The sequence below is a fragment of the Streptomyces sp. B3I8 genome, assembly GCF_030816915.1.
GTDB lineage: Bacteria > Actinomycetota > Actinomycetes > Streptomycetales > Streptomycetaceae > Streptomyces.
In genome coordinates this window covers 3,643,500-3,669,377 of record NZ_JAUSYN010000002.1, presented here as the reverse complement: position 1 = coordinate 3,669,377, position 25,878 = coordinate 3,643,500, and the positions used below count along the sequence as shown (strand labels likewise).

General features: G+C 73.6%; 22 protein-coding genes. 11 read left to right on the top strand and 11 right to left on the bottom strand.

The genetic code is table 11. The annotated features are described in order from the left end of the window. Window positions 1-44: 44 nt before the first annotated feature. From QFZ64_RS18425 to QFZ64_RS18410, 4 genes are read left to right on the top strand one after another with little or no spacing between them, the layout of a single operon-like run. Window positions 45-491 (top strand): GPW/gp25 family protein, encoded by a 447-nt coding sequence (locus QFZ64_RS18425; protein WP_307067106.1) that lies wholly within the window; start codon window positions 45-47, stop codon window positions 489-491. After that, window positions 491-2,449 (top strand): putative baseplate assembly protein, encoded by a 1,959-nt coding sequence (locus tag QFZ64_RS18420; RefSeq protein ID WP_307067104.1) that lies wholly within the window; start codon window positions 491-493, stop codon window positions 2,447-2,449. The genes QFZ64_RS18425 and QFZ64_RS18420 overlap by 1 nt, the downstream gene beginning before the upstream one ends. A gap of 31 nt (window positions 2,450-2,480) precedes the next feature. Continuing rightward, window positions 2,481-3,080 carry a phage tail protein gene (locus QFZ64_RS18415; RefSeq protein WP_307067102.1) on the top strand — a complete coding sequence of 200 codons (600 nt, stop codon included), beginning with the start codon at window positions 2,481-2,483 and terminating at the stop codon, window positions 3,078-3,080. Further along, window positions 3,077-4,570 carry a zinc ribbon domain-containing protein gene (locus tag QFZ64_RS18410; protein ID WP_307067100.1) on the top strand — a complete coding sequence of 498 codons (1,494 nt, stop codon included), beginning with the start codon at window positions 3,077-3,079 and terminating at the stop codon, window positions 4,568-4,570. Before QFZ64_RS18415 ends, QFZ64_RS18410 begins: the two co-directional genes overlap by 4 nt. A 34-nt stretch (window positions 4,571-4,604) precedes the next feature. Here QFZ64_RS18410 and QFZ64_RS18405 read toward each other — a convergent pair whose 3' ends face one another. Together QFZ64_RS18405 and QFZ64_RS18400 are read right to left on the bottom strand one after the other, a co-directional pair. Beyond that, on the bottom strand, window positions 4,605-5,366 hold the full coding sequence (locus QFZ64_RS18405; RefSeq protein WP_307067097.1) for a DUF4142 domain-containing protein: 762 nt from the start codon (window positions 5,364-5,366) through the stop codon (window positions 4,605-4,607). A gap of 209 nt (window positions 5,367-5,575) precedes the next feature. Beyond that, window positions 5,576-6,949, bottom strand: coding sequence for a helix-turn-helix transcriptional regulator (locus QFZ64_RS18400; RefSeq protein ID WP_307067095.1), 1,374 nt, complete (start codon window positions 6,947-6,949; stop codon window positions 5,576-5,578). A 214-nt stretch (window positions 6,950-7,163) separates the two neighbouring features. Between QFZ64_RS18400 and QFZ64_RS18395 the strand changes: the two genes are divergently transcribed. Beyond that, window positions 7,164-7,328: a hypothetical protein gene (locus QFZ64_RS18395; protein WP_307067093.1), complete on the top strand. Its 165-nt coding sequence runs from the start codon at window positions 7,164-7,166 to the stop codon at window positions 7,326-7,328. Window positions 7,329-7,727: 399 nt separating this feature from the next. Here QFZ64_RS18395 and QFZ64_RS18390 read toward each other — a convergent pair whose 3' ends face one another. Continuing rightward, a complete protein-coding gene (locus QFZ64_RS18390) occupies window positions 7,728-8,810 on the bottom strand; it encodes a YncE family protein (RefSeq protein WP_307067091.1) in 1,083 nt (360 codons plus the stop codon). A gap of 146 nt (window positions 8,811-8,956) precedes the next feature. On the opposite strand from QFZ64_RS18390, the gene QFZ64_RS18385 reads away from it, so the two are divergent. Continuing rightward, window positions 8,957-9,883: a LysR family transcriptional regulator gene (locus QFZ64_RS18385; RefSeq protein WP_307067089.1), complete on the top strand. Its 927-nt coding sequence runs from the start codon at window positions 8,957-8,959 to the stop codon at window positions 9,881-9,883. A 30-nt stretch (window positions 9,884-9,913) separates the two neighbouring features. Here QFZ64_RS18385 and QFZ64_RS18380 read toward each other — a convergent pair whose 3' ends face one another. The 4 genes from QFZ64_RS18380 to QFZ64_RS18365 form a co-directional block, all read right to left on the bottom strand. Continuing rightward, window positions 9,914-11,374: an extracellular solute-binding protein gene (locus QFZ64_RS18380; protein WP_307067087.1), complete on the bottom strand. Its 1,461-nt coding sequence runs from the start codon at window positions 11,372-11,374 to the stop codon at window positions 9,914-9,916. Then, a complete protein-coding gene (locus tag QFZ64_RS18375) occupies window positions 11,374-14,181 on the bottom strand; it encodes a VWA domain-containing protein (RefSeq protein WP_307067085.1) in 2,808 nt (935 codons plus the stop codon). The genes QFZ64_RS18380 and QFZ64_RS18375 overlap by 1 nt, the downstream gene beginning before the upstream one ends. 4 nt (window positions 14,182-14,185) lie before the next feature. Next, window positions 14,186-14,557, bottom strand: a complete 372-nt coding sequence (locus tag QFZ64_RS18370; RefSeq protein ID WP_307067083.1) for a hypothetical protein — start codon at window positions 14,555-14,557, stop codon at window positions 14,186-14,188. A gap of 67 nt (window positions 14,558-14,624) precedes the next feature. Then, complete coding sequence (locus tag QFZ64_RS18365; protein ID WP_307067081.1) at window positions 14,625-15,932, bottom strand: hypothetical protein; 1,308 nt, start codon at window positions 15,930-15,932, stop codon at window positions 14,625-14,627. Between the two features lie 295 nt (window positions 15,933-16,227). Between QFZ64_RS18365 and QFZ64_RS18360 the strand changes: the two genes are divergently transcribed. Beyond that, window positions 16,228-17,163 (top strand): hypothetical protein, encoded by a 936-nt coding sequence (locus QFZ64_RS18360; protein ID WP_307067079.1) that lies wholly within the window; start codon window positions 16,228-16,230, stop codon window positions 17,161-17,163. A gap of 49 nt (window positions 17,164-17,212) precedes the next feature. Continuing rightward, window positions 17,213-18,001, top strand: a complete 789-nt coding sequence (locus QFZ64_RS18355) for an alpha/beta fold hydrolase (protein WP_307067077.1) — start codon at window positions 17,213-17,215, stop codon at window positions 17,999-18,001. A gap of 26 nt (window positions 18,002-18,027) precedes the next feature. Here the strand turns inward: QFZ64_RS18355 and QFZ64_RS18350 are convergent, their stop codons facing one another. Then, complete coding sequence (locus tag QFZ64_RS18350; RefSeq protein WP_307067075.1) at window positions 18,028-18,984, bottom strand: SDR family NAD(P)-dependent oxidoreductase; 957 nt, start codon at window positions 18,982-18,984, stop codon at window positions 18,028-18,030. Between the two features lie 103 nt (window positions 18,985-19,087). Here QFZ64_RS18350 and QFZ64_RS18345 point away from each other — a divergent pair, with 103 nt between their 5' ends. The 3 genes from QFZ64_RS18345 (at window position 19,088) to metG (ending at window position 23,630) form a co-directional block, all read left to right on the top strand. Beyond that, entirely contained in the window at window positions 19,088-19,930 is an 843-nt protein-coding gene (locus tag QFZ64_RS18345) for a helix-turn-helix transcriptional regulator (protein ID WP_307067073.1), read from the top strand. Between the two features lie 466 nt (window positions 19,931-20,396). Continuing rightward, complete coding sequence (locus tag QFZ64_RS18340; RefSeq protein WP_307067071.1) at window positions 20,397-21,908, top strand: VWA domain-containing protein; 1,512 nt, start codon at window positions 20,397-20,399, stop codon at window positions 21,906-21,908. 105 nt (window positions 21,909-22,013) lie between these two features. Further along, window positions 22,014-23,630, top strand: coding sequence for a methionine--tRNA ligase (gene metG, locus QFZ64_RS18335; protein ID WP_307067069.1), 1,617 nt, complete (start codon window positions 22,014-22,016; stop codon window positions 23,628-23,630). 263 nt (window positions 23,631-23,893) lie between these two features. Here metG and QFZ64_RS18330 read toward each other — a convergent pair whose 3' ends face one another. From QFZ64_RS18330 to QFZ64_RS18320, 3 genes are all read right to left on the bottom strand, one after another. Further along, on the bottom strand, window positions 23,894-24,589 hold the full coding sequence (locus QFZ64_RS18330) for a hypothetical protein (protein ID WP_307067067.1): 696 nt from the start codon (window positions 24,587-24,589) through the stop codon (window positions 23,894-23,896). Window positions 24,590-24,964: 375 nt separating this feature from the next. After that, window positions 24,965-25,141, bottom strand: coding sequence for a DUF397 domain-containing protein (locus tag QFZ64_RS18325; RefSeq protein ID WP_307067065.1), 177 nt, complete (start codon window positions 25,139-25,141; stop codon window positions 24,965-24,967). Between the two features lie 31 nt (window positions 25,142-25,172). Continuing rightward, complete coding sequence (locus QFZ64_RS18320) at window positions 25,173-25,811, bottom strand: TetR/AcrR family transcriptional regulator (RefSeq protein ID WP_307067064.1); 639 nt, start codon at window positions 25,809-25,811, stop codon at window positions 25,173-25,175. Window positions 25,812-25,878: the final 67 nt, after the last annotated feature.

Here is a 25,878-nt window from a genome sequence, read left to right as displayed (position 1 = left end):
GCACCGGACACCGGGCCAGAAGAAGAAGGGCGGGTGGAGCCGTCATGGCCGAGCAGTTCGTCGGATCCGGGTGGGCGTTCCCGCTGCGGATCTCACCGACCGGGGGCATCGCCCTGGTCTCCGGGGAGAAGGAGATCGAGGAGGCGATCCGGCTCGTCCTGGCCACCGCGCCGGGGGAGCGGCCGATGCGCCCCGACTATGGCTGCGCCATCCACGACCTGGTGTTCTCCCCGGTCAACGAGGCCACCGCGGGCCGCGTCCAGCACGAGGTGTTCGCCAGCCTCGACCGCTGGGAGCCGCGCATCGAGGTGCACGACGTCGACGTCACCGCGGGCCCCGACGAGGGGACGCTCCACATCGACGTCCGGTACTCGATCCGCGGCACCAACAATCCGCGCAGCCTGGTCTTCCCGTTCTACGTCATCCCGTCCCACGACGAACCGGACACCGCCGGCCCGTCGCAGGGCACGGCTCCCGAAAGCGACCTGTGATGGCCCTGCCCTCCCCCAACCTCGACGACCGCCGTTTCCAGCAGTTCGTCGACGACGCCAAGCGCTACATCCAGCAGCGCGCCCCGGAGTGGACCGACCACAACGTCTCCGACCCCGGGGTCACCCTCGTCGAGACGGTCGCGCACATGGCGGACCAGATCGTCTACCGGCTCAACCGGGTGCCCGACAAGAACCACCTGGCCTTCCTCGACCTGGTCGGCATCACCCTCTTCCCGCCCTCCGCCGCCCGCACCGACGTCACGTTCTGGCTGTCGGCGCCGCAGGAGGAGCCGGTGCTGCTGCCGGCGGGCACCGAGGCGGCCACCGTGCGCACCGAGAGCGAGGAGGCGATCGTCTTCGCCACCGAGCGCGAACTGGCCCTCGTACCCTGCGCGTTGCGGTATCTGGTGACCCAACGCACCGACTCCCCGGTCACCGACCGCACCACCGACCTCGCCGAGGGCGAGGACGTGCTGTGCTTCGACGAGGCCCCGCGGCCCGGCGACTGCATGCTGTTCGGACTGTCCGCGGCCGTGCCGCACTGCGCGGTGGCCGTGGAGCTGGACAGCAGGGTGGACGGCGTCGGCGTGGACCCCCGGCAGCCGCCGCTGGTGTGGGAGGCGTGGACCGAGGACGGCTGGCTGCCCTGCGAGGTGGACCAGGACGGCACGGGCGGCCTCAACCGGCCCGGCGCGGTCGTCCTGCACGTCCCCGGCGCCCACGTGCTGTCCCGCACCGGCGGCCAGGAGGCCGGCTGGCTGCGCTGCCGGGTCACCGAACCGCTGCCCGGCCAGCCCTTCTACACCACCTCCCCGACCGTACGGTCCGCGACGGCCGACACCCTCGGCGGCACCGCGCCCGCCGTGCACGCCGAGGCGGTGTACGACGAGGCGCTCGGCGAGTCCACCGGCCTGCCCGGCCAGCGGCTGCGCCTCGCCCACGCGCCCGTCGTCGGCGACGACCCGCCGCTGCTGCTGCAGACCGCCGGCCACGACGGCTGGACGGACTGGACGGTCGTCCCGCACTTCGCCGCCTCCGGACCCGAGGACCGGCACGTCACCCTCGACGCCACCACCGGCGAGATCGCCTTCGGCCCCGCCGTCCGCGAACCCGACGGCACGCTGCGGCAGTACGGGGCCGTCGCCCCCAAGGGCGCGGTCGTCCGCGCCCGCCGCTACCGCACCGGCGGCGGCCGCTCCGGCAACGTGGCGCGCGGCGCGGTGCGGGTGCTGCGCTCGTCCGTCCCGTACGTCTCGGAGGTCGTCAACCGGGAGGCCGCGCGCGGCGGCGTCGACGGGGAGACGGTGGAGGAGGCGAAGGTGCGCGCCCCGATCACGCTGCGCGCCCAGGAACGCGCGGTGACCCTGCGGGACTACGAGGAACTCGCCCGCCGGGCCGCGCCCGAGACCGCGCGCATCACCTGCCTGGAGGGCGAGGAGGCCGAGCACGGGGCGTACGCGGTACGGGTCCTGGTGGTGCCGCAGGCGGTGCCGGACCCGGGCGGCCGGCTGCGCTTCGAGCAACTCGTGCCCGGCGACGCCCTGTTGTCCCGCATCACCCGGCACCTCGACGAACGCCGGCTGATCGGCACCAGACTGGCCGTCGGCCCGCCGTTCTACCAGGGGGTGACGGTGGTGGCCACGGTGCACGCGTTCCGGGGCGTCGACACGGACAAGGTGCGCCGCCGGGCGCACGACGCGCTCTACCGGCACCTGGACCCGCTGACCGGCGGCGCCGACGGGAAGGGCTGGCCGTTCGGCCGCCCGGTGCAGTCGGGCGAGGTCTTCGCGGTCCTGCAACGGGTCCCGGGCGTGGAACTCGTCGACGAGGTCACCCTCCACCCCGCCGACCCCCTGACCGGCAAGCGCGGCGAGGCCACCGACCGCATCGACCTGAGCCGGCCCTCCCTGGTGTTCTCCTACGACCACCGGGTCCGCGTGATCGGCGAGGGCATATGAGCCGCCGTCCCCGTCCGGGGAGGGAGACCCCGTGAGAGGCTCCGTCGACGGGCTCGCCTCGTCCGCGCCGCTCGGCCCCACCCTGCCCGCCGTCTTCGCCGACGACGACCTCGCGCAGCGCTTCGTCGCCGGTCTCGACGAGGTGCTGGCGCCGATCCTCAACGTCCTCGACTGCATCGACACGTACTTCGCCCCCGCCCTCGCGCCCACGGACTTCGTCCGCTGGCTCGGCGGCTGGGTCGGCGCGGAGACGGACGGCACGGAGACCGACGGCGGGGCCGACGGCTCCGGTGGTGACCGTGCGGGGGCCGAGGCGCGGTTGCGCGCCGCCGTGGCCGCCGCCGCGTATCTGCACCGCGTCCGCGGCACCCGCGACGGCCTCGCCGAAGCCGTACGGCTCGCGTTCGGGGCGGAGCCGGAGATCACCGAGAGCGGCGCCGCCGCCTGGAGCGGCCGCCCGCTCGGCCCGGTTCCCGGCGAACCCCGTCCCCGGCTGCACGTGCTCCTGCGGCTGCCGCACCCCACCCCCGCGGACGCGTACCGGCTGGACGCCCTCGTCGCGGCCGCGCGCCCCGCCCACATGCCCTACACGGTTCAGGTGACCGCCGCCGAAAGGAACCCGGAGAGATGACCACGCAGAACTGCGCCGAGTGCGGAACCCGCGCGGAACCGGGTCAGTCCTTCTGCGACGGCTGCGGTGCCGTACTGGGCTGGACCGGCCGCGGCCGGAGCGGCGCGGACGGTTCGGACCGCGCGGACGGCGGCGGAGACGGCGGGGGTGCCACCGCCCGGCCCACGCGGTCCGCCCGGCCCTCGCTGCCGACCCGCGCCACGCCGCCGGCCGCACCCTCGCCGGCGGCCGGTGCCGCGGTGACCGACACCCGGTCCGGCGACCCGACCTGGGACGCGTTCTCCCGGGCCGACCCCGCCGACCCGCTCCTGACCCGCAGGCCCGACCCCGCCGCCGCGGCCGAGCCCGCCGAACCCGCCCCGCCCGCGGGCGGCGCCGACCGCGTCGAGCCCGCCGGGCACGCCTTCGCCCCGACCGGCCCGGCCCCGGGCCGCGGGCCCGGGGCCGGAACGGGGTTTGGGTCAGGGCCCGCAGAGCCGCCCGGGGCCGCCGAGGACATCTACGACACCATCCCCACTCCCTCCATGCCCCCGGCCCCGGCGCCGGGCGTCGCGCCGGGGCCCCTACCGGGTCCCGGCCCGGACGCCCTGGCCGACCGGGCCCGTTCGCTGCTGGTGCCCGTCGACGAGCCCGGCCCGCGCACCGCCCCGCAGCCCGGCGTCGCCCCGGTGCTGCCCGGCGTGCCCGTGGCCGACCGCCCCGAGGTGCGGGCCCCCGGGCAGACCCCCGGCGCGCACGGCGGGCCGCCCTGCCCCTGGTGCGCCACCCCCAACCCGCCGGGCCGCCACTACTGCGTCCGCTGCGCCATGTCCCTGGCGGGGGCGGACGAGGAGCGGGTGCGGGAGAGCCGCTCGTGGTGGCGTCGGATGACGGACCGCCGCAACCGCGAGACCCCGTGGGCCGGTGACCGTCCGCGCCTGCGCCGTGCCTTCGACCGCGTCCTGTCCTGGCTGGTCGCCGCACTCGTGGTCACCGGGCTGGTCCTCGTCTGCTTCCAGATCCCGGGCGGCGTCCAGGCCACCCGCGACCACTTCGCCAAGCGGGCCCCGCTCTCCCCGGACGCCGTCAGCGCCTCCCGTTCGTACCCGGGTCACAAGCCCGCGCTCGCGTTCGACAAGCTCAACAACACCTGGTGGGGGCCGGGGGTGGTGGAGTCCGGCAGGGGCGAGTGGATCGAGGCGCGGTTCGCGCAGCCCACCCGCCTGCTGGACCTGCTCGTCACCTCGGGTGTCTCCACCCGCTCCGACGAGCTCACCCGGTCCGCGCTGCCGCACCTCGTCGAGGCCCGGATCACCACGGCCGACGGGCGCACGACCACCCGGACGATCGCCCTCGACCAGGCCGCCGGTCCGCAGCGCCGCGCGTTCCGCGTCCACGACGTGACCGCCGTCCGGTTCACCGTCGAGTCGTCGTACGCGGTCTCCGAGAAGAAGCAGGTGGCGCTGGCCGAGATCGAGTTCTTCGGGCCGTCGAACGCGAGCGGCTCCTGACCCCCTCGGAGGGAAGGGGGCGGGGCCGCCGGGCTCAGCTCGCCGGCTTGGTGATGTCCCCGGCGCCCGGGGTCGCCGGGATCACCGTGGCCGGGGGAGTGAAGTTCGGCGGCGGCGTCAACGGCTGCACGGCCACGCCCGGTTGCGCGGGCGGCGGGGTGAGCTGGTCGCTGGGCAGCTTGGGCGGCGTCGTCTCCTGGAACAGCACCTGGTTGAAGTTGACCAGCCCGGTCGCCTCCAGGATCGTGATGTGGTCGAGGACGGTGATGTTGGCCTGGTTGGCGAGCTGACGGACCAGCGTGTTCTCGGTGTTGGCCCGGATCTTGGCGATCGTCGAGAAGATCTGCCCGTGGGTGACCCGCAGGATGTTGGCGAGGTCGGAGTCGAACTGCTTGCCCTTGTCGGCCTTGAGCGTGGTCACGAAACCCTGCTGCTGTGGGCTCGCCTGGTTGGGCAGCGCGATGTTGAGCTGCTGGGCCACCTTGCGGTCGGCCTCGTCGAGCGTGGCGTGTCCGTTGACCAGGTGCTGCCCGGCGGTCCGTACGGCCGCGGTGGTGCCCTTCGTCAGGGCCAGTTCACCGGCGGGCAGTTCCCACAGCCCGGCCGCGCGCACCTTCACCACGAAGTCCCGGTCGGCCTCGGTGAGCGGCCCGCTCGGGAAGTTGGCGATCACGCGGCTCGGCTGGGAGGCCGTCGTCTGGAACCCCAGCATGGTGGGGTAGGCGATCGCCGCCATGGTGAGGGCGAGAGCGCCTCCGACGAAGAGGGTTCCCGCCGCGCTACGTGAAATGCCCATGGCACCTCTCCTGCTCGCGTCATCGCTCCACCGCGGGCGGAGCCGGACGCCCAGAGATACGGACGGGTCGCGCGGGAACGTCTCAAGAAACGGTAAAATCCGCAGGCCCGTCACGTGTCGCACGTCACACCCGGCACGTCGACCGGTGCCCGGTACACGGACCGGCGCCCGCGGTACGGGCGCGGGCCCCGGCGCGGCGCCCCCGCCAGCTACAGCGGGGGCTGGGCCGGGGCCGGGCCGAGCGTGGTGGTGCCGGGGGCGGTGCGGTGGCCGAGGCCCGTGCGGTAGGCGTCCAGGGCCGCCTCCACCCGGTTGGTGCGGCGCAGCAGGTCGCCCAGGAGCCGGCACAGGTCGGCCAGGTCGCCGGCGGCGCCCGCGCGCTCCAGCAGGCTCAGCGCGCGCACGTAGTGCTCCTCGGCGGTGTCCGTGTCCCGGGCGTCCTCCGCGATGATGCCGAGCAGCCGGTGCGCGGCGGCGGCGTGCACGGCGCCGCGTTCGGGGGACAGGCCGCCGAGGACGCCGTGCAGCAACTCGGACGCCTCCTCGGACCTCTCCCGCCGGTGCAGCACGTCCGCCAGCTCCACCGCGACCTGGCTGCTGTAGAGCGCGGCCCGCTTCTCCGACAGCATGGCGAGCGCCTCCCGCAGCTCGCTCTCCGCCCGCTCCAGCCTGCCGTCCTGCGCGTACAGATAGCCGCGCATCCAGTGGCAGTTGGCCAGCTCGGTACGGATCTGGAGCTGGCGGTAGAGCTCGGCGGCCTTGGCCAGCGAGGTGTCGGCCTCGGCGATGCGGCCTTCCGCGATCAGCGTGCGGGCCACCGAGCGGTGCATCCGGGCGAGCAGCGCCGGGTCCTCCACCTGCGGCGCGAGCGCGAGCGCGAACTCGGCGGCCTGCGCGGCCCGCGCGTGGGTGCCCATGTCCATGTAGGGGCCGATCGCGCTCGCGTACAGCAGCAGCAGCGCGTCCGGGTCGTGCAGACCGGAGCGGTTCAGCTCGTCGAGCGTGGTCTCCAGCAGGTAGCAGGCGTACCGGATCTCGCCCGCAAGGTAGTGGGCGACCGCGCGGCCGCGGACCGCCGGGACCCGGGCCGGCAGCGGCGCCCCCGCGTCGGCCAGACACCGCTCGGAACGCTCGAAGAACTCGCGGGCCTCGGTCACGTCCCCCGTGTCCATGGCGCACTCGCCGAGTCCGAGCAGGGCGGCGGCCTGCTCGGCGGGGAGCGCGTGCTCCTCGGCCTCGGTGAGCAGCTCCGCGTACCGCTCGGCCGCCGCCGACGCCTCCCCGGTGGCCAGCGCCCGCTGCGCGTCGGTCAGCCGCAGCCGCAGGCCGGTGGCCAGGTGGGGCGAGCGGCCGGTGGCCAGCTCCTCGAAGGCCACGCCGAGCCGTTCGGCGATGTGCCGCAGCGCGGGGTCGGAGGCACGGACGCGGCCGGCCTCCAGGGTGGAGATGTACGCGGGGGTGTACGCGGGTTCCGCGAGCTGCCGCTGGGTCAGCCCGCGGGCGGTGCGCAACCGCTGTACCCGCCGGCCGATCACCTCCGGCCGGTCGCGGTCCTCCTGCTCTCCCGCAGCGTGTTCTCCCACAGCCCCAACTCCCCCTGGATCCCTTGTGGTCAGGCTCCCACAGGCTCTACGTTAAGCGCCGTATTAAACACGCTTAACGCAGCACTGTCATGCGACGCCGACCGCCGGCACCGCGCCACCGGCACTGCGGTGCGACGCCGACCGCCGGCACCGTCGCCCGGCCGCTGCCCGCCGTTCGCCCGCCGACCTTGCGAGGTTCCTCATGACCCGAGGCATGTCCGCGCGATACGTCCGAGGACTCGGTGCCGCGCTCATCGCCGTGACCGCCCTCCTCCTGGCGGCCAACGCGGGCCCGGCCGGTGCGGAGCACGACGACACGACGACGGTCCACCAGGTGGGGGACACCGGGGTGTCGGGGGTGTCGGCACCGGGTCGGTGACCGTCGCCGTGCGACGACCGCCGGCGGAACAACGGCCTGCGGGCGACGAGTTCGCCCTGGTCCGCCCGGCTCGCGAAGGGTCCCGCCGGGGACCCGGACGATCACGCCGACGGCCGGCGGGTGGAGAGGGAGGTACACCCGGGTTCGACCCGGGGGTTGATCCCTCGAACCGGGGGCGGCGCCGAGCATGAGGGCATGTCGCAGACGCGCCCGCACATCAGCGTGAGAGAACACCCTCGCGACGAGCGCGAGGTCGATGGTCCGGTCCGGTCCGGGAAGCGGCCCGTGGAAGCATCCGCGTGAGCGGGGCGGGCTGCCTGGCCGGCAGCCGCTGTCCGGCACGGGCCTCGCGTGCCTTCACGGTGGCGACGGGGGCCGGGTCGGCCGCGGGCGGCCCCGTCAGCTCCGTGCCGGGATGTAGGCCAGGCCGTGCGCACCGGGCTCGAACCTGCGGTCGATGTGGATCTCGTCGACCACGGCCGGGGCGGAGGGGTCGGCGATGTCGACGACGCTGAGCGTCGAACTCGCGATCGCCGAGACGTAGACGTAACTCCCGTCGGGCGAGGTCGTCATCGTCAGCGGGAAGACGCCGATGTCGACGTGCGCGACCTGTTCGAGCGTCGCGGCCGAATCCCCGACGTAGATCAGCAGACGTCCGCCGGGGGCGTCCTCGCTCCTGAACGGGTCGATGATCCCGTGTGCGTCGCGGTTGTCCGGCGAGGGAGTCGTGACCTGGCCCACCACGAGGACGTCGTCCGATGCCCAGGCCACCGGGACGACCGCGTCGTCGGTCGGCAGCGTGCGCACGACGCGTCCCCGCGCGGTGTCGATGAGGCGCACACCGGGATCGGCCGCGAGGCGGCCGAGGTTCGCCTTGGGAGCGCAGACGGCGAGGGTCGCGCCGTCGGGGCTGAGTGCGAGCCCCTCGCTTCCCGGCATCGGGATCTTCCGCACGAGCGTGTTCTTCTCGAGGTCGAGGACGCTGACGAAGTCGGCCTCCTTGTTGGTCGAGTACCCGCGTGTTCCCTCGTGGTCGATCAGGTACCAGTGCGGGCCGGCGGCCTCGACGCTGATCCTGTGCAGGATCTCGCGGGTGTCGGCGTCGAGGACGATGACGCCGCCCTCGCCGGCGGGACCCGACTCGACGCTGACGTGGAGCAGGCGCCGCACCGGGTCGAGAGCGAGCCCGTGCGGGCCGTGCTCGGGGCTGGTGTCGATCGTGTCCACGAGCTCGTGCGTGTCGGCGTCGAGCACGGTGATGATCGTGTGACGCCCCTCGTTGGCGTCGTAGAAGCCGCCGCGGTACGCGTGGCTGCAGTAGACGAGCCGGGTCTGCGGATCGAACAGAAGCTCGTGCGGCTCGGCGGGCACGTCGACGACGGCCTTCCGCTCATGGGTGCGGGCATCGAAGAAAGAGATCGTCGGACCGCTCTGGCTGACGACGGCGAACTGGTCACCGGCGGGGTTGCGGGTGAGGGACACGCGTTTGACTCCTCGCGTCGGGGGCTGACCCCCCGAGACTCGCAGCGCCGGCACATTGCAGCAATAGGAAATCTGGCATGCAATTATTGCTCGAAATGAAATACCTCGAAATGAAATACGGAGTGGAACGAGGAGAGGGAACGCGGATGGACGCCAATCTGCTCGTCGCACTCGACGCCCTGCTGCGGACCGAGAGCGTGACCCGGGCCGCGGAGGAGCTCCACACCTCTCCCGCGGCGATGAGCCGCACCCTGGGGCGACTGCGGCAGGTGCTCGGCGATCCGCTGCTGGTCCGGGCGGGGCAGAGCATGACGCCGACCCCGCGCGCCCTGGCCCTGCGGGCGGAGGTGGCCGCGGTGGTCGGGCGTACGGCGGCGCTCCTGACGCGGGGGCTCGCCGCCGACCCGGCGACGCTGCGGACGACCTTCGGGCTTCAGACGAGCGATCTCGTGCTGTCCGCGCTCGCCCCCCGGCTCCTGGAGCTGGCGGACGCGGAGGCTCCTGGGGTGTCGCTGCGCTTCGCCCCCGAAGCGACGGAGGGCGGGCCGGCCCTGCGCGACGGCCGCGTCGACCTCGAGATCGGCGTGCTGGACCACGTGGACCCCGAGACCGAGACCGAGGCCCTCACCACGCTCGCGATGGCACTGGTCGTGCGCGCCGGCCATCCGCTCGCGCGAGGCCGCCTGACCGCGCGGCGCTTCGCCGACGCCGACCACGTGACCGTCAGCCGTCGCGGACGACTGACCGGACCGGCCGATGCCGCCCTGCGGGACCTCGGGCTGCGCCGCAGGGTGGTCGCCGCCTTCCCGAACCACCTCGCGGCGATGAGCCTCGTGGCCCGGACCGAGGTGGTGTGCCTCGTGCCGGTGCTGCCCGGCCCGAAAGGGGCGGCCGCGCTGCGCGAATCCGTGGAACCGTTCGCCGTCGTGGCCCTCGAACCGCCCTTCTCCCTTCCCCCCGTCGAGATCGCGATGGGCTGGCATCCGCGCAACGCGCACGACGGCGGCCACGCCTGGCTGCGCTCCGCGGTGCGGCGCACGCTCGGCACGGGCGACGGTCCCGACGGCGGCTGACCGTGCGGCGGCGCGGGGCCGGCCCGCCCCTCAGTCGCCCAGCGCCCCGCGCAACGCCGTGTCCAGGCGCCGGGCCAGCGTCGCGTCGCTCGGTGGGGAGTCGCCGAACAGGGGTCCCAGGGTCGTCGTGAACGTCTGGGTGAAGGCGCCGTACAGGGGCGTGCGGGGGCGCTGCACCGCGCTCTTGAGCGCGGGCAGGAGCGTGTCGCGGGCGTACGCGGGGCGCCCGGCGCGGTCGCGGGGCATGTGGTCGGCGCCCTCGCCGGTCGGGGACGCGGTGGGCGCGGCGCCGGAGGCGCCCGCCAGGCGGCAGGTCACGTCGTCGTCGGTGTACGCCGACTCGCGGGTCGCCGCGAACCCCGCGTCCAGCAGGCAGCGTTCGCTCTCCTTCCCGGTGAGGAACGCCACCAGCTCGCGCGCCATGCGCGGGCGTTGCGACGACGCCGTCACCGCCAGGTTCTGGCCGCCGAGGACGGCGTGGCCGGGCAGCCGGGTCACGCCCACCTGCCCGGGGCGCAACGTCTCGTGCAACGTGCGGTAGGCGGACGGCCAGTGGCGCAGGAACGCGGTGCTGCCCGCCGCGAAGTCGGCGAGCGAGGTGTCCTCGTGGGAGCGGACGGCGTCCCCGAGCGTGTACAGCTCGTCGGTGCGCTTGCCCAACTCGGCGATACCCGCCATCAGTTCGGTGACGTTGCCGTCGTAGTGGCCGTCCTTGCCGGTGAGCGTGAAGCCCTCGGTGGCGCTGGCGAACGCCTCCAGCGCGTTCACCGTGCGGCCCTCGTACGCGGCGAGCTGGGTGGTCCAGCCCTTCTCGTACCCCTGGGGCGGGTGCAGGCCCACGGCACGGATGAGGGCCTGCACCTGCTCCCAGGACAGGTGCGGATGGGTCAGGTCGCTCTGCCGGACGCCGGCCGCGCGCAGGTAGTCGCGGCGGTAGTACAGCAGGCCGACGTCACTGTTGAACGGCACCGCGTACACCTTGCCGGCCCAGCGGGCGGTGCCCGCCACCGACGGGACGACGTCCTTCTCGATCACACCGTCGGGCAGCGCCCGGACCAGCCGCGCGGCGGCGAACTCCGGCACCCACGTCACGTCCAGGTTGACCACGTCGTAGTCGGCGCTGCCCGACTGCAGCGCCCCCAGCAGCTGGCTGCGCTGGGCGTCGGCGGCACCGGGGAGTTCGACGAGGCGGGCGCGGAAGCCGTCGTCCTTGTGCACGCGGTTCCAGGCGTCGATGAGCTGCTGCCGGACGCCGTTCTTGCCGGTCACGTCCCGGCCGCTGGCCACGACGATGTCGCCGAGCACGTCGTGCGCGGTGTCCTCGGGGGCCGGCCCGCCCCCTCCGGTGCAGCCGGCGAGAGTGCCGAGCAGCAGCAGGAACGGCGCCAGGAGAGCGAGGCCCCGGCGGGGCCGGCGCGTACGGGGCCGGTGCGTACGGGGTCGGGGCGGGTGCCCGGTGGTCCTCCGCCGCACGGTCGTCGGTGCCGTCATCAGTCCTCCCCCGTCCCCGTGCGCGCGACCTCGTCCTTCAGGCCCGCGCCGATGTCCCCGTCGGCGTCCAGACAGCGGCCGCCGCTCGCCTCGGAGATCCGGGCGTCGGGGCGGGTACGGGCGCAGCCGCCGTTGGCCAGGGACACCATCGCCACCGGGATCCCCGTCGTGCGCGCCTCGTTCAGCAGGGTGTCGAAGCGGGCGCCGGTGAGCCGGGTGTCGTCCTCGTCGTCGGTGATGTAGACGATCAGCTCGGGGCGGTCGTCGTCGGTGCCGCGCCCCGCCAACTCCCGCAGTGCGGCGTGCAGCGCCGCGCCCGGATCGGCCTCCGCGTCGCGCACGACGGCGTCGGCGAGGGCCTTCTCCGCGTCGGCGCGGCGGTGCGGTCCGAAGCGCAGCAGCCACCGGTACGACTTCTTCGCGCCGGGCTCGGAGGCGACCCCCCACACCCCGTACTCGTCCCTGTCGCCGAGCCCGCCGAGGGACTGCCTCAGTATGTCGGGGGCGCCGCTCGCGCCCCGCCACCGGCCGTTGTCCATGGAACCGGAGCTGTCCAGGAGGAACAGCACCCGGCCGGGGCCGTGCGCGCCGCGGTAGGCGGCGAGCGCGGACTCCATCGCGGTGGCGGACGCCCCGCCGGGCAGCGGCCCGGGGTCGCGCAGCACGCCGTGCGCGGCCCGGCCGGGGTCGAGCAGGGCGTGTCCGTCGGCGGCGGTGCGGAACCCGGCGGCACCGAGCGCGCGCTGCCCGCCGGCCGGCTCCTTCAGCCAGTCGTAGAAGTTCTCGACCGCCTCGGTGCGGGCCGGTTCGTCGCGGTCGGCGCCGTCCCAGTGGACGTGCACATAGGTGGGCTCGACGGCGGGAACGTCCAGGGGGTACTCGGCGGTCCGGCCCACCCGCGTGGCGTGCGCGCAGCCGACGCCGCCGCGCAGCAGGAACTCGGGGACGAGCGCGCCCGTGCGGCTGTCGGTGGCACCGCTCTCGGGGAGCGCGCACAGCAGGTCGGCGGCGGTGGACGAGGGCGGGCCCGGCTGGGCGACGCGCTGCTCCCCGGCGGTGACGCCGGCCTCCGCCCGGCCGTGCAGGCCGATCGTGGCGAGCAGCGCGGTGTCGGTGAACTCCGGGTCGGGGCGGCGGACCTCGGCGTCCGGGTCGCGGTCGGTGAGGGCGGTCAGCAGGGTGGCCAGGGTCCGGCCGGAGCGGTCGGCGGCGGGGGCGGTGAGCCGGTCGGGGACGGCGAGGACCATCGGGGAGTGGGCGAGCGTGCCGAGAGTGCGCAGCGCGGCGTGGGACTCGGTGTCCCGCTCGGCGGTGACGCGGGCGACGTCGGCGCGGGAGGCGGGCAGCCACACGTCCGGCTGCGCGCCCACGTCGCGCTGGGGGTTGAGGTCCTCGTCGCTCGGGTCCCGCCAGTCCGCGGTCCGCTGCCGCAGCGCGGTGACGACGTCGGCGGCACCCGCGCTGTAGACAGTGATGCCGGTGCGCCGGCAGCCGTCGGAGTCGGTGTTGGCGTCGGAGGTGAGGTAGGCGCCGGCCGCGGCACGGACCGGCTGCTCCAAGTCGGGGTCGGTGAGCACGCGCAGTTCCAGGGGCGGATCGCAGAGGGGGTCGCCGCCGGACGCGAAGAGCGCGTAGCCACCGTAGGAGGTGGCCAGGACGGCGAGGACGAGGGCTAACACGGTGACGGGGCGGCGGAGACCCGGCCCGGTGCCCGTTCCTGTTCCCGTGCCCGCACCCGCGCCCGTGTCGGTGTCCCCGGTCCGGGTGCCGCCGCCCGGGGACAGGTCCCCGTTCCCCTGGTCGTGGCCCGGTCCCCCGCCGAGGTCCCGCAGCCCCCTGCCCAGGCCGGTCAGGGCGAGGGTGACCCGGCCGCTTCGCCGCAGGGCGGTGCGCAGCCGCCGTCGGAACGGCTCGGCCGCGGGCGGCCCGACCACGGGGGCGAGTACACCGGTGCCGGTGCCGGTGCCGGTGGTGGTGGTAGTGGTAGTGGTGCCGGTGCCGGTGGGGGTCCCGGTGCCGGTGGGGGTGGTTCGGCCCGGTGCTTCCGTGATCGGCACCGACGGACCGGTGCCGGGCGCCACCAGCAGCACGTCCCGTTCCGCCGCCGTCCTGCTCTGCGGGTCCCAGGGGTAGTCGCGCAGCGTCCGGTGGTGGGCACGCATGTGGCCGCGCAGCGGCTCCCACAGGTCCTGGAACGTCATCGGGTCGCCGCGGCCGAGCAGATGGACCAGCCGCTCGGTGAACGGCGTCGGACCCGTCTTCGGACCCGCGTCGATGCGGTTGTTGGCCTGGACGCTCATCAGCAGGGAGATCCGCCGCTTGTCCGGCAGCTTCTCCCACACCCGGGCGGCATTGCCCGCGAAGCAGCAATCGAGGACGACCACGACGTGCTGCGCCCGGCTCGTCGCCAGCTCGGTGAGCACGCTGCTGAACGCGTCCGCACCCGGGAACACCGCGTGCTCACCGGCGACCACCCGGGCGTTGCGCAGTTGCAGGAACAGCTCGTCGCCCGCGCTCGGGATCGCCCCGTGCCCGGCGAAGTAGAACAGCAGCAGCCCCTCGGCCTCGCGGACCGCCGTGCGCAGGGCGTGCCCGAAGCGCTCCTGCGGGGGCGAGCGCAGGACGGCGACCTCTTCCTCCGCGAACACCCGGCCCCGGCGCAGCACGTCCTGCAACCGCACCACGTTGTGCTCCACGGCCGGGAGATGGCCGGGCACTCCGTCGGGCTGCGGCTTGGTGTAGGTGTACGAGGACACGCCGACCAGCAGCGCACGGTTGACGTGCCCGCGCGGGTCGAAGGGCTCCACGGGGCTACCGCTCGTCGGTGGTCACCGCGTCGACCCTGCCGTCGGGGGGATCACCGCTCTCGACGTCGCGGCGGTTCTCCTGCCAGGCGTGGAACGCCCGGTCGACGGTGACCGTGACCCGCCGGACCAGTTCACCGGAGGCGCCGCCGACGAACGCGAGGAAGATCTCCATGCCGAGCCCCATGGGGCTGCCCCGTTCACCGGCCGCGGCGGTGTCCGAGCGCACCTGGATGAGCAACGTGCCGTCGCGCACCAGGGCTTCCAGCGGTTGCTCGCGTTCCAGCCAGCTCTTCAGTGCGTCGATGTCGCTCTCGTCGGCGGAACCGGACAGTCGTACTCGGATCCCCTGGTCGGCCACTCCGTCCCCCTCAGCCATGACTCACCATCATGGCACCGCGGACACGGGGTGGGGAGGGGCGTGCCCCGCGCAGTTCCCGCCGCCGTCACCGCGCGTGCTGCACCGACGGCTCGTCACTCGTGGTGTCCTTCTCGGCGGCGGTGCCGACGGCGGTACCGGTGTCGGCAAGTCGTTCGAGTTGCTCGCGGACGTGTGCGAGGGCGCCCGCGCGGCGGCCCGGGACCCGGGTGCGCAACTCGGCCAGCTGGGCGCCGAGTTCACGCGACCGCTCCGCGTCCTCGATCCGCGCCCACTGGTGATGGGCACGGTCCACCGCGTTCTCCACCGCCGGTGCGTCCGGCGCCTGCCGCGCCCACAGGCGGGTCGAGGCGACCGCGAGCCAGGTACGGCAACTGCGCACCGGGTCCCCCGCGAACATCGCGAGGTCCGCCCGCACCTCGGCCCAGTGCAGCGCCTCCTCGGAGGCCGGGCCGTGGACGCCGAGCGCCTCCTCCTCGTACCGCGCGGCCAGCGCCTCCGCCTCCTCGTGCCGTTCCTCCTGGACGGCGGCGGTGATCGCGGCGTGCGGATCGGGCGCCTCCGGGACCGGGGACGGCACGGGCGGCCCGGCCACCGGTACGGGTACGGACGCGGGTGCGATCTCAGCGACCGGCGCCGGTCGCGGCACCGGCACTCCCGCCGCGGGTCCGGACCCGGGTGCGAATGCGGGGCCGGGTGCGGGGCCGGGTGCGGATGCGGGGCCGGATCCTCGCCCGGCCTCCGCGTCCCACGTCAGGACGACGTCCCCGTACGCCCCCGTCTCCTCCGCCAGCCGCGCCAGCGCCTGCTGGTGGAGCTGGGGGAGCGGCGGCCGGTGGCCGCTGCGCAGCAGCGTGGCGACCGCCTTCATGTACGTCGGCGCCGCGACCGCCCGCCGCGGCGGAGGCGGCGCGAGCCGCCCGTACAGGCTCACGCCCGGCCCCGCCGTGAGCGGCCGGGCCGCGAGGTGCTGCCACGCCTCCGGATCGGCGTGCAGGTCGACGACGAGTGACGTGGCGCCCGGCGGCCGCAGCCGCAGCTCCTCGGTGATCCACTGCCACGGGAAGCCGGTGTAGCGCACGGTCGCGGGCGTGGAGCGGGCCAGCGCGACGTGCGGCTGGTGCTGACGCCGGTCGAGCTGGAGCTGGCCGGTGAGGAAGACGGTGAGCGGCCCCGGTGCGGCGGCCGCCGCACGCAACCGGGTCAGCACCGCCTGCGGTTCGAGCGGGTCGGCGAGCTCGACGACGTTGGCGGTCTCCGTGCCGGACAGCACCGCCGGGGCGACCGCCGCGAGGACGGGAAGCACGGAGGCCGCGTCCACGAGGCGCCCCTTGCCCGCCGGTGAGGCCGCGAGGAGCAGCACGGTTCCGGGCATCGTTCCCTCCCCCTTGTCGCATGTGTCCGAGCGCGGGACGCGTGCGCCCGGATGCGTCGGTCACGCAGGTGCACGTACGTCCGTCCAGCACCGTAACCCGCTGCGGGCCCGCGCGGGGGCGTCGGGCCCACGAACATCCGGTGCCACGACCGCCGTCGGACCACCGCGTCCACCTTCCTCGGCCGTCACCGCCCGCCACCCGCCCGCCCCGCTCGGCCGTTCCCACTCGCCGCCCGTCCCCCCGATCGGCCCCGCCCCGCTCGCCGCCCGTCCCCCGCTCCGCTTCGCTGGACCCGTGTCCCGCCGTTCCGCCCGACAGCCGGTTGCCGCCGTCCTCCTCGTCACCGCGTGCCTGCTCGCCCCCCTGGCCGTCCTCGCGGTCTGGGCCACCCACGGCATCGGGGACACCGCCCGCTACGCCGCCACGACGGCGCCGCTGGCCACCGACGCCGAGGTCCGCGACGCCATCGCCGCGGCCGTCACCGACGACATCATGCGGGAGATCGACGTGGGGCCCCCGCTGCGCGACCCCGTGCACACCTACGTGCACGACGCCGTCCGGTCCTTCACCGGCACCGAGGCGTTCCGTTCCGCCTGGGGCACCGCCAACCTCGCGGCGCACGACGCCGTGCTGCGCGCCCTGCGCGACGACGGGGGCCGGACCGCCCCCGTCACCCTCGACCTCGCCCCCGCCACCCGGCGGCTGAAGGAGCGGCTCGTCGACGACCACGTCCCGTTCGCGGAACGCATCCCCGTCGCACACACCCGTATCACCCTGCTTCCCGCCGACCGCCTGACCACGTTCCGGAAGGGGTTCCACGTGCTCGAGTTCGCCGGTTTCTGGCTGCCGCTGGCCACCTTGGCGTGCGCCGCCGCGGGCATCGTCGTCGCGGTGTCCCGGCGTCGCGCGGTGATCGCGATGGGGCTCGGCACCGCCCTCGGTGCCGCGCTGCTGGCGCTCGCCGTCCTCGTCGGCCGTCTGCTGACCCTCTCCGGCCTCCCGGACGACGTCTCGGAGCCGGCGGCAGGCGCGGTCTACGACACGCTCACCGAGACCCTGCGCACGGTCTCCTGGGCCTTGCTGGCCGCCGGCCTCACCGTCGCCGCGGCTGCCTGGCTCACAGGCCGTCACGCCCGTCGCCGGCAGGCACCCCCCGCGTCCACAGCACCCGTCGCGTCCGCGCAGCCGGTTCCGGCCAATCCGCCGACGCGGGCCCCGGTCCGACCGTAGGAACTGTCGTTCGGATCAGGTCTCAGGGCCCAGGCCCTACAGTCGGGCCATGCTCCCGTACCTCGCGCACGAGGACACCGGCCGCTCCGGCGACGATGCCCTTCCTCTCGTCCTGGTCCACGGTCATCCCTTCGACCGCGGCATGTGGGCCCCGCAGCTCGCCGCGTTCTCCGCCACCCGCCGGGTCGTCGCCCCGGACCTGCGCGGCTACGGCGCCTCCCCCGTGCCGGACGCCGACGCCGTCACCCCGCTGTCCGTCTTCGCCGACGACATCGCCGCCCTCCTCGACCACCTCGGCATCGAACGCTGCGTGCTCGGCGGTCTCTCCATGGGCGGCCAGATCGTCATGGAGTGCTGCGCCCGCTTCCCGGACCGGATCGCCGGTGTCGTCCTCGCCGACACCTTCCCCGCCGCCGAGACGGAGGCCGGCCGCGAGGCCCGCAACGCCATGGCCGACCGTCTGCTGCGCGAGGGCATGGGCGGGTACGCCGACGAGGTGCTGTACAAGATGGTCGCGCCGTACGCGGACCCCGAGGTCGCCGCGCACGTGCGCCGCATGATGACCGGGACCGACCCGAGGGGCGCCGCGGCGGCCCTGCGGGGACGGGCGCTGCGCCCCGACTACCGCGAGCTGCTCACCCGGCTCACCGTGCCGGCCCTCGTCGTGGTCGGCGCCGACGACGAGTTCACCCCGGTCTCCGACGCGCGGGCGATGCACGCGGCACTGCCCGACTCGACCCTGGAGGTCGTCGAGGGAGCCGCCCACCTCCCCAACCTGGAGCGCCCCGAGCTGTTCGACGCCGCCCTGGGGAGATTCCTCCTCACGTCCGGCCTCTGAACACCCGGGCCGTCGGCCCCTGCCCCTCAGCCCCTGGACCGCACCCCTTCGAGGAGCTGCTCGGTCGCCGCCCACAACCGTCCCTCGCGGTCCCGGTCGTGGGCGACCGGCCGTACCTCGGTCACCTTGGTCTTCACCACGAACGCGCCGTCGCGCAGCCCCGCCCACCGGTCGTCGAGCACGACCGAGGCCAGCGCCGGGCCGGACCGCTCCGGGGTGGAGACGCCGGGCAGCCGGGCCAGCCCCCGCCCCATCGCCTGGAATGCGGCGGGCGCGCCCCGGCCCAGCCCGCTGCCGGGCATCCACCCCGGCTCGAACACGAGGACGTGCACGCCGGGCGCGGCACGGCGCTGGAGCTCGTGGGCGTAGTAAAGGATCGCCAGCTTCGAGTCGGCGTAGGCGACGCCGGACGCGGTGAAACCCGGGTTCTTCCCGCCGGTGGCGGGCCGGGCGACCTCCAGCGGATCTCGCCACCTGGCCTCGGGAACGCCCATCAGCTTCCGCCAGACATTGGCGCTGTAGACGTTCGAGCCGAGCAGGACGATCCGGGCGGGCGCGGTGAGCGAGTCGAGCAGTTCGCCGATGAGCAGGGCGTGGGCGAGGTGGTTGACGGCGAACGTCAGCTCGTGGCCGTCGGCGGACGGGGTGCGGATGTCGGTCGACATGATGCCGGCGTTGGCGACGAGTGCGCGCAGCGGCCGTACCGCCCCGGCGTCGAGCAGGTCGCGGGCGGCCGTCGCGGCGGCCCGGACGTCGGTGAGCCGGGCCAGGTCGCAGCCGATCTCGTGGACCCTCGCGCCCAGGGCGCGCGCCTCGTCGGCGACCCGGGTGAGGTCCGCGCCGGCGCGGCCCACCAGCAGCAGGTCGGGGCGCTCGGCCGGGGGCCGGCCGGCCATCGCGAGGACGGCGGACCGGCCCAGGCCCCGGGTGGGGCCGGTGATCAGTACGGTTCCGGAGCCGATGCCGGATTCGGTGGTGGTCATGGTGCCGACCCTCGGTCACGGCGCGGTGCCCAGCCAGCCGTCCCGTTGTCCTGGGTCTGCCGGGGCCAGGACAACGCCACGGCGCCCCAGGCACACTGGAACCATGCAGACGTGGGATTTCGGCCGGACGGTACGCCGCTGGCGCGAACGCGTCGCACCACAGGACGCGGGCGTCCCGGTCGGCCGGCGCCGGCGGGCACCGGGGCTGCGCCGGGAGGAGCTCGCCGCGCTCGCCGGGGTCTCGGCGGACTACCTGACCCGGCTCGAACAGGGCCGGGCCACCGCCCCCTCCGCCCAGGTGGTCGAGGCGCTCGCGCGGGCGCTGCGCGTGTCGGCACCGGAGCGGGACCTGCTGTACCGGCTGGCCGGGCACACCGTCCCCGGCCCCGAGGTCGTCCCCGCGCGTCTCGCGCCGAGCGTGCGCCGGCTGCTCGACCGCCTCGCGCACACCCCGGTCGTCGTGTACGACGCGAGCTGGAACCTCGTCCTCGCCAACGAGCCGTACGAGGCGCTGATGGGCCCGACGTCGCACTGGCGCGGCATCGAGCGCAACGCGGTCTGGCGCACGCTCGCCGGGCCCGCGGGCCGGGTCGTGCACACCGCTCGGGAGCAGGCCGACCACGAGGCCCGGCTCGTCGCCGACCTGCGGCTGACCGTCCTGCGCTACCCGGCCGACCGGGCGCTGCGCCGGCTCGTCGGGGCGCTCGCGGAGGCCGCCCCGCGCTTCACGGAGCTGTGGGACGCCGACGTTCCGCCGCCGCTGCCGAGCCCGTCGCGGCGCAAGACCGTGGAGCACCCCGAGGCCGGCCGGATGACGCTCGACTGCGACACGCTCCTGGACGCGCTCGACGACACGCGTATCACCGTCTACACGGCCGAACCCGGCACCCGGGACGCCGCACGCCTCGCGGCCGCGCTGGGCACCACCGCGGCCCTGGTCGAGTAGCCGCTCGACGCCACCCGTACGTCACCCGTCCGGCCCCGCACCCGCGCGTGCCTCCCCCGTCCGGGCGAAGCTGCCGGTGAAGGCATCCACCCGATCGGCCGATCGGCCGCGGGAACGCCGAGCCGGGGGAGGCGCCCCCGTCCGGGCACTCGTCTCCCTCGCCCCGGGCGGCTTCGTCATCCGGTCACTGGCCGGCTCGGACCGGACCCCGGGGGCGACGGCCGGGTGGCGCGGAGGGCGAAGGGGGCGCGCGTACGGGAGTGGGACGCTGACCCGAACGCCGGCCGAACGCACGGTGGCCGTACGGCGATGGGACGAACGCACTGTCGCCCGTACGGTGTTCCGGGGCAGCGCGGCGGGTCCGCTCGTCGTACCCTGCCGAAGATCACCAGCCGTGACCGCTAACCTTACGTGTCCGTCCTGGCCAGGGATTGACGGGCCTCACCTCATGCGAAGGGTTGCGCTCATGGGACTTCTCACTCTTCTGCGGAATGCGTTCGGCCGCTCACGCAAGGAGCGCGGCGACGGGACGGAGAGCGTGACGGCGCAGCCGGAGCGGCTGCCCGCGCAGGAGACGGCACCGGTGGAGGAGCCCGCCGCGGCGGCCCCCGAGGAGCGGGCCCCGGCGCCGAAGGTCCCGTCCCCGGCGACGGAACCGACCCCGGCTCCGGCGCCGGCTGCGACGGCGCACGTTCCCGACCCGCGCCAGGAGAGCCGCGAGAGCCGCGACGAACACGACCTGGTGTCGGCGGCGTTCGACAACATCACGGTCCCCGCACCGACGAAGCCGGCGGACGAGCCGACGCCCGAGGCGGAGCCAGCGCCCGAGGCGGAACCGACGGTGACGGCGGAACCGACGGTGACGGCGGAACCGACGGTGACGGCGGAGCCGACGGCCGAGGCGGTGACCGCACCCGAGGCGGTGACCGCACCCGAGGCGGTGTCCGCACCGGTGGTCGAGGAGACCCCGGCGTCTTCGGCCGAGCAGGCCCCGGCCGCCGAGCCGACGCCGGAACCGGCGGCGGCCGAGGAGCCGGCGGCGGAGCCGGAACCCGCGCCGTCGGAGAAACCGGTGGAACCGGAACCGGTGACCGCCGAGGAGCCGGCCCCCACCGAGGAGCCGGCGTCCGAGGAGCCCGCCACGGCGGAGGAGCCCCAGGCACCCGAGGAGCCCGCCGAGGCGGCGGCCCCCGCGCCCGAGGCGACTGTGGAACCGGCCCCGGAGCCGACCCCCGCGCCGGAGCCCACTCCCACCCCCGCGCCGGACCCCGCCCCCGAACCTGCGTCCGCCGACGCACCGGAAGCCCCACAGGGGAACCCCGCGACACCCGCGTCGCGCATCCGCACGGACGCCCCCGGCCTCACCACCGCCTACAAGGCCGCCGGCACGGCCCTGCGCGCACACGACCTCACCGGCACCCGCGCCAAGGTCCACCTCGTCCTGGACCGCTCCGCCTCCATGCGCCCGTACTACAAGGACGGCTCCGCGCAGGCCCTCGGCGAGCAGACCCTCGCCCTCGCCGCCCACCTGGACCCCGAGGCCACCGTCCACGTCACGTTCTTCTCCACCGAACTGGACGGCACCGGCGAACTGACCCTCGCCGCGCACGAGAACAAGGTCGACGAACTGCACGCGGGCCTCGGCCGCATGGGCCGTACGAGCTACCACGCCGCCGTGGAGGCGGTCCTCGCCCGGCACGCCGAGGAGGCACCCGGCACCCCCGCCCTGGTGATCTTCCAGACGGACGGCGCCCCCGACGCGAAGACCCCCGCCACGCAGGCCCTGAAGGACGCGGCGGCGAAGCACCCGGAGGTCTTCTTCTCCTTCGTCGCGTTCGGCGAGCAGGACAACAAGGCGTTCGACTACCTCCGCAAGCTGAAGACGGAGAACACCTCCTTCTTCCACGCGGGCCCCACCCCCCGCGAGCTCACCGACAAGGAACTCTACGAGGGCGTACTGGCGTCCTGGCGCCCGTAGCCCCACCACCCTCCGGCCTTCGGGGCGGGCGGCGCGGGATACCCCGCACCGCCCGCCCCGAAACGCATGTGAAGCCACCATCTCCGGACCAGTAGGATTTCGACCATGGCGGCCACTGGATCCGAGAAGCAGGGGGCGAAGGCGTACTACGTCTCGACCCCCATCTACTACGTCAACGACGCTCCTCACCTGGGCCACGCCTACACGACCGTCGCAGGCGACGTGCTCACCCGCTGGCACCGTCAGCGCGGCGAGAAGGTGTGGTACCTCACCGGCACGGACGAGCACGGTCAGAAGATCATGCGCACGGCCGAGGCGAACGGGGTCACCCCGCAGGCCTGGGCCGACAAGCTCGTCACGGAGTCCTGGGAACCCCTGTGGGAGCACCTGGACATCGCGAACGACGACTTCATCCGCACCACGCAGAAGCGGCACACCGACCGCGTCCAGGAGTTCGTGCAGGACCTGTACGACAAGGGCGAGATCTACAAGGGCGGCTACGAGGGCCCGTACTGCGTGGGCTGCGAGGAGTACAAGCTCCCCGGCGAACTGCTCGACGGCGAGGGCGAGTTCGAGGGCCAGAAGCTGTGCCCGATCCACAAGAAGCCGGTGGAGATCCTCAGCGAGGAGAACTACTTCTTCCGCCTGAGCGACTACACCGACAAGCTCCTCGCGTACTACGAGGCCAACCCCGGCTTCGTCCAGCCGGAGTCCGCGCGCAACGAGGTCGTGAACTTCGTCCGCCAGGGCCTCCAGGACCTGTCCATCTCCCGCTCGACCTTCGACTGGGGCATCCCGATCCCCTGGGACGAGAAGCACGTCATCTACGTGTGGGTCGACGCGCTGCTGAACTACGCCACGGCGGTCGGCTACAACGAGAACGAGCAGAAGTTCGAGGAGACGTTCCCGGCCGACGTGCACCTGGTCGGCAAGGACATCCTGCGCTTCCACGCGGTGATCTGGCCGGCGATGCTGCTGGCGCAGGGCCTGCCGCTGCCGGGCAAGGTCGCGGCCAACGGCTGGCTGATGGTCGGCGGCGAGAAGATGTCGAAGTCGAACCTGACCGGCATCAAGCCGCAGGACCTGACCACGCACTTCGGCGTGGACGCGTACCGGTGGTACTTCCTGCGTGCCATCGCCTTCGGCCAGGACGGCAGCTTCTCGTGGGAGGACTTCTCCGCCCGCTACACGAGCGAGCTGGCGAACGACTACGGCAACCTGGCGTCCCGCGTGGCGGCGATGGTCGGCAAGTACTTCGGCGGCGAACTGCCGGCGGCCACGGCCGACGGCGAGGCGGAGGCGGCGGTCCACGCCGGCCTGGCGAAGACGGTCGCGACGGCGGACCGGAAGATCGGCGAGGAACTGGACTTCCAGGGCGGCATCCTGGCGGTCTTCGACTTCGTCAAGCAGGTCAACGGCTACCTCACGGAACAGGAACCGTGGAAGGTCGCCAAGGACAAGAGCGACGAGGGCCGGGCCCGCCTGGCCACGATCCTCTACACGGCCGCGGAGTCGCTCCGCGCCATGGCCGTCCTCCTGAACCCGATCATGCCCGACACCAGCCAGAAGCTCTGGGAGTCCCTGGGCGCGGAACCGTCCCTGGGCGCCCTCGCCGACCAGCGCGTCCAGGACGCCGCCGACTGGGGCCGCCTCCCCGCCGGCGCGACGGTCACCAAGGGCGCGGTCCTCTTCCCCCGCCTGGAGGAGCCCCCGACCGCCTAAGTCGGACAGGTCGTACAGCACAGAGGCCGGCCGAACCGTCAGGTTCGACCGGCCTCGTGCGTATCCGCCTCAGTCCTCGCTCTTCGAGCGGGAGCGGTTCTTCACCCAGAAGCCGTACCCGGCCACCGCCGCGATCACCAGGACGACGATCAACGTGACGAACGGGGCGACACCAGCTTGCGAAAACATCGCATTCTCCTTGCCGAGGACTGGAATCCTACGAAATAAACACCACGCGAGCCAGGCCGTCGGAGTGATCCACCCTAATTGAAGACCTTGATGTAACCACCGACGTATCCGCGATAGTCGCCCCAAACACGCTGACGGCCGTCCCAGCTACTACCCGCGCAGTCGGCTGTCCATATGGTTTCAGTCTGGGCGTTATCCGCCGGCTCCGCCGAAATCCACTCGTCGACCACCCCGTGACTGAGCGAGCATCCAGGGATGTACTCATAAGATTGGGCCGTGCCCGGAAGAACCTTGGTCGTGTCCTTTCCCTTCGTCTGGTAGTTCGTCGTCACTTTAGTCGCGGAAATCTTGACGCCGAGAAGTTTGTCGGTATGCGTGTGACTGGCCCACCGTGTCACCGTACTGGCCGCAGCCGAAACCTGGTCCTCCGCAGCAGGGGTCTCGGTGACACCTTCCTCGCTTGTCACCTCGACCACCACGTCGCCCTCAGCAAGCGCGATACGCGACTGCGCCCCAGCCTCCGAGGCCCGCTCGGAAGCCTCAAAGATCTGCCTGTAGATATCTGGATCATTGATCAGCTTGACGAACCGCTCCTTTTCCTCATCGGAAAGGGCCTCGAACTGGATCAATGTTTGCGCAGCTTGCACGTCCCCCTGGTCGGACTGCGCAGCCGTTGCCGTCTCGAACGCGGCAATCTGAGCAGATGTGACACCATCCGCAGCCTGGGCCGCGCTCGGCGAAATAGCGACCCCGAGTCCTGCCAGCACCACACCCACAGGCATCCCTAATCTCTGCACACCGAAAGACCGCATATGACACTTCCCCCTCATTCAGCTCTGACTGAAGACTACGTTGAGTGACAAATACCGGGCACAAATGCACCTCGCACGAGTTTTTGCACCCACGCGCGGACTTGTTCCCCCTCGGCATCGCACTTCACTTATCGTGCACACAACAAACACAGCACGTCAAAGATGTCGCTGTTCATTGAGCTTTTTATGAGTATCGAAAAGTCGCCATGTTGGCCTCGAGAATTCAGCCATTCGTTCGCCAGTTCCGGTCTCCAGCCCAGCCACGCCCGTCACGCCTGTCATCCCTCAACGGCAAGGCTGCGAAGGCTGCCCCCTCGTCTGATGACCGCGATCCTACGGTTCGCTCCGCAGGTGACGGATGAGTTGGGCGAGGGAAGCGGGGCTGACGGCGAGTATCAGCCCGGGCTCGTCGCCCTCGCGGAGGAGCATCCCGGTTCCGCTGTGCCCGAGCTCCACGCAGTCGTCGCCGTCGCCGCCCCCGGAGAAGGACGACTTCTGCCACTCGGTCATGTCGCCGGCTCCTTCGTCGAACGGTGCCGCGTCAGCGGCCGACGGTGGCGTCGCCGCGTAGCGCTCCTGCCACCACCGGGACGAGGTGCTGTTCGATCCGGTCGGCGGGGAGGGTGGCCAGTTCCGTGCCGATGGGGGCCAGGGCGAGCCAGTTCAGCATGCCTGCGGCACACCGCGTCCGGAAGGCGAGTTCCTCCTCGTCGACATCGGGCAGCGTCGGTGCCAGTACCCGGATGACTTCCTCCCGGGTCCGGTCGAACTTCCCGTGCAGCCGCTCCCACCCCTCGGGGGGTTCGATGCCGACGCGCGCCACGGTGCGCATCACCGCCAGGTCCTGCCCGCCGGCCGCCAGCGCCCGCACCATCGGGCGGGCGAAAGCCCCCGCCACCTCCTGGAGCGTCGCCGTGGAGGAGAGGGCTTCGAGTGCGCCGATCTGGGCGTTCAGGTACTGCTCCAGCGCGTGCTCGATCGCCGTCTCGCACAGCTTCTTCAGCGAGCCGAAGTGATAACTCACCGCCGCGACGTTCGCCCCGGCGCGATCCGTGATCTCGCGGAGGGTCACGCCGTCCTGCCCCCGCTGCGAGAGCAGCTCCAACGCGGCCGCCCGCAGCCCGTCCCGTGTGCGCTGCCCGGCCTCCCGGCGCTGGTCCACCTTGTCCACCCGCGTCACGTTACTCCTCCGGACGAAGTATTCAAACAGTCGATTGACAGTTTCGCACACCCTGCCTACAGTTAAA

What these genes read in the sequence shown, in the direction of transcription:
- QFZ64_RS18425 (WP_307067106.1), top strand. Translation starts at nt 45, where the DNA reads ATGGCCGAGCAGTTCGTCGGATCCGGGTGGGCGTTCCCGCTGCGGATC.
- QFZ64_RS18420 (WP_307067104.1), top strand. Translation starts at nt 491, where the DNA reads ATGGCCCTGCCCTCCCCCAACCTCGACGACCGCCGTTTCCAGCAGTTC.
- QFZ64_RS18410 (WP_307067100.1), top strand. Translation starts at nt 3,077, where the DNA reads ATGACCACGCAGAACTGCGCCGAGTGCGGAACCCGCGCGGAACCGGGT.
- QFZ64_RS18405 (WP_307067097.1), bottom strand. Translation starts at nt 5,366, where the DNA reads ATGGGCATTTCACGTAGCGCGGCGGGAACCCTCTTCGTCGGAGGCGCT.
- QFZ64_RS18395 (WP_307067093.1), top strand. Translation starts at nt 7,164, where the DNA reads ATGTCCGCGCGATACGTCCGAGGACTCGGTGCCGCGCTCATCGCCGTG.
- QFZ64_RS18385 (WP_307067089.1), top strand. Translation starts at nt 8,957, where the DNA reads ATGGACGCCAATCTGCTCGTCGCACTCGACGCCCTGCTGCGGACCGAG.
- QFZ64_RS18380 (WP_307067087.1), bottom strand. Translation starts at nt 11,374, where the DNA reads ATGACGGCACCGACGACCGTGCGGCGGAGGACCACCGGGCACCCGCCC.
- QFZ64_RS18370 (WP_307067083.1), bottom strand. Translation starts at nt 14,557, where the DNA reads ATGGCTGAGGGGGACGGAGTGGCCGACCAGGGGATCCGAGTACGACTG.
- QFZ64_RS18365 (WP_307067081.1), bottom strand. Translation starts at nt 15,932, where the DNA reads ATGCCCGGAACCGTGCTGCTCCTCGCGGCCTCACCGGCGGGCAAGGGG.
- QFZ64_RS18355 (WP_307067077.1), top strand. Translation starts at nt 17,213, where the DNA reads ATGCTCCCGTACCTCGCGCACGAGGACACCGGCCGCTCCGGCGACGAT.
- QFZ64_RS18350 (WP_307067075.1), bottom strand. Translation starts at nt 18,984, where the DNA reads ATGACCACCACCGAATCCGGCATCGGCTCCGGAACCGTACTGATCACC.
- QFZ64_RS18345 (WP_307067073.1), top strand. Translation starts at nt 19,088, where the DNA reads ATGCAGACGTGGGATTTCGGCCGGACGGTACGCCGCTGGCGCGAACGC.
- QFZ64_RS18340 (WP_307067071.1), top strand. Translation starts at nt 20,397, where the DNA reads ATGGGACTTCTCACTCTTCTGCGGAATGCGTTCGGCCGCTCACGCAAG.
- metG (WP_307067069.1), top strand. Translation starts at nt 22,014, where the DNA reads ATGGCGGCCACTGGATCCGAGAAGCAGGGGGCGAAGGCGTACTACGTC.
- QFZ64_RS18325 (WP_307067065.1), bottom strand. Translation starts at nt 25,141, where the DNA reads ATGACCGAGTGGCAGAAGTCGTCCTTCTCCGGGGGCGGCGACGGCGAC.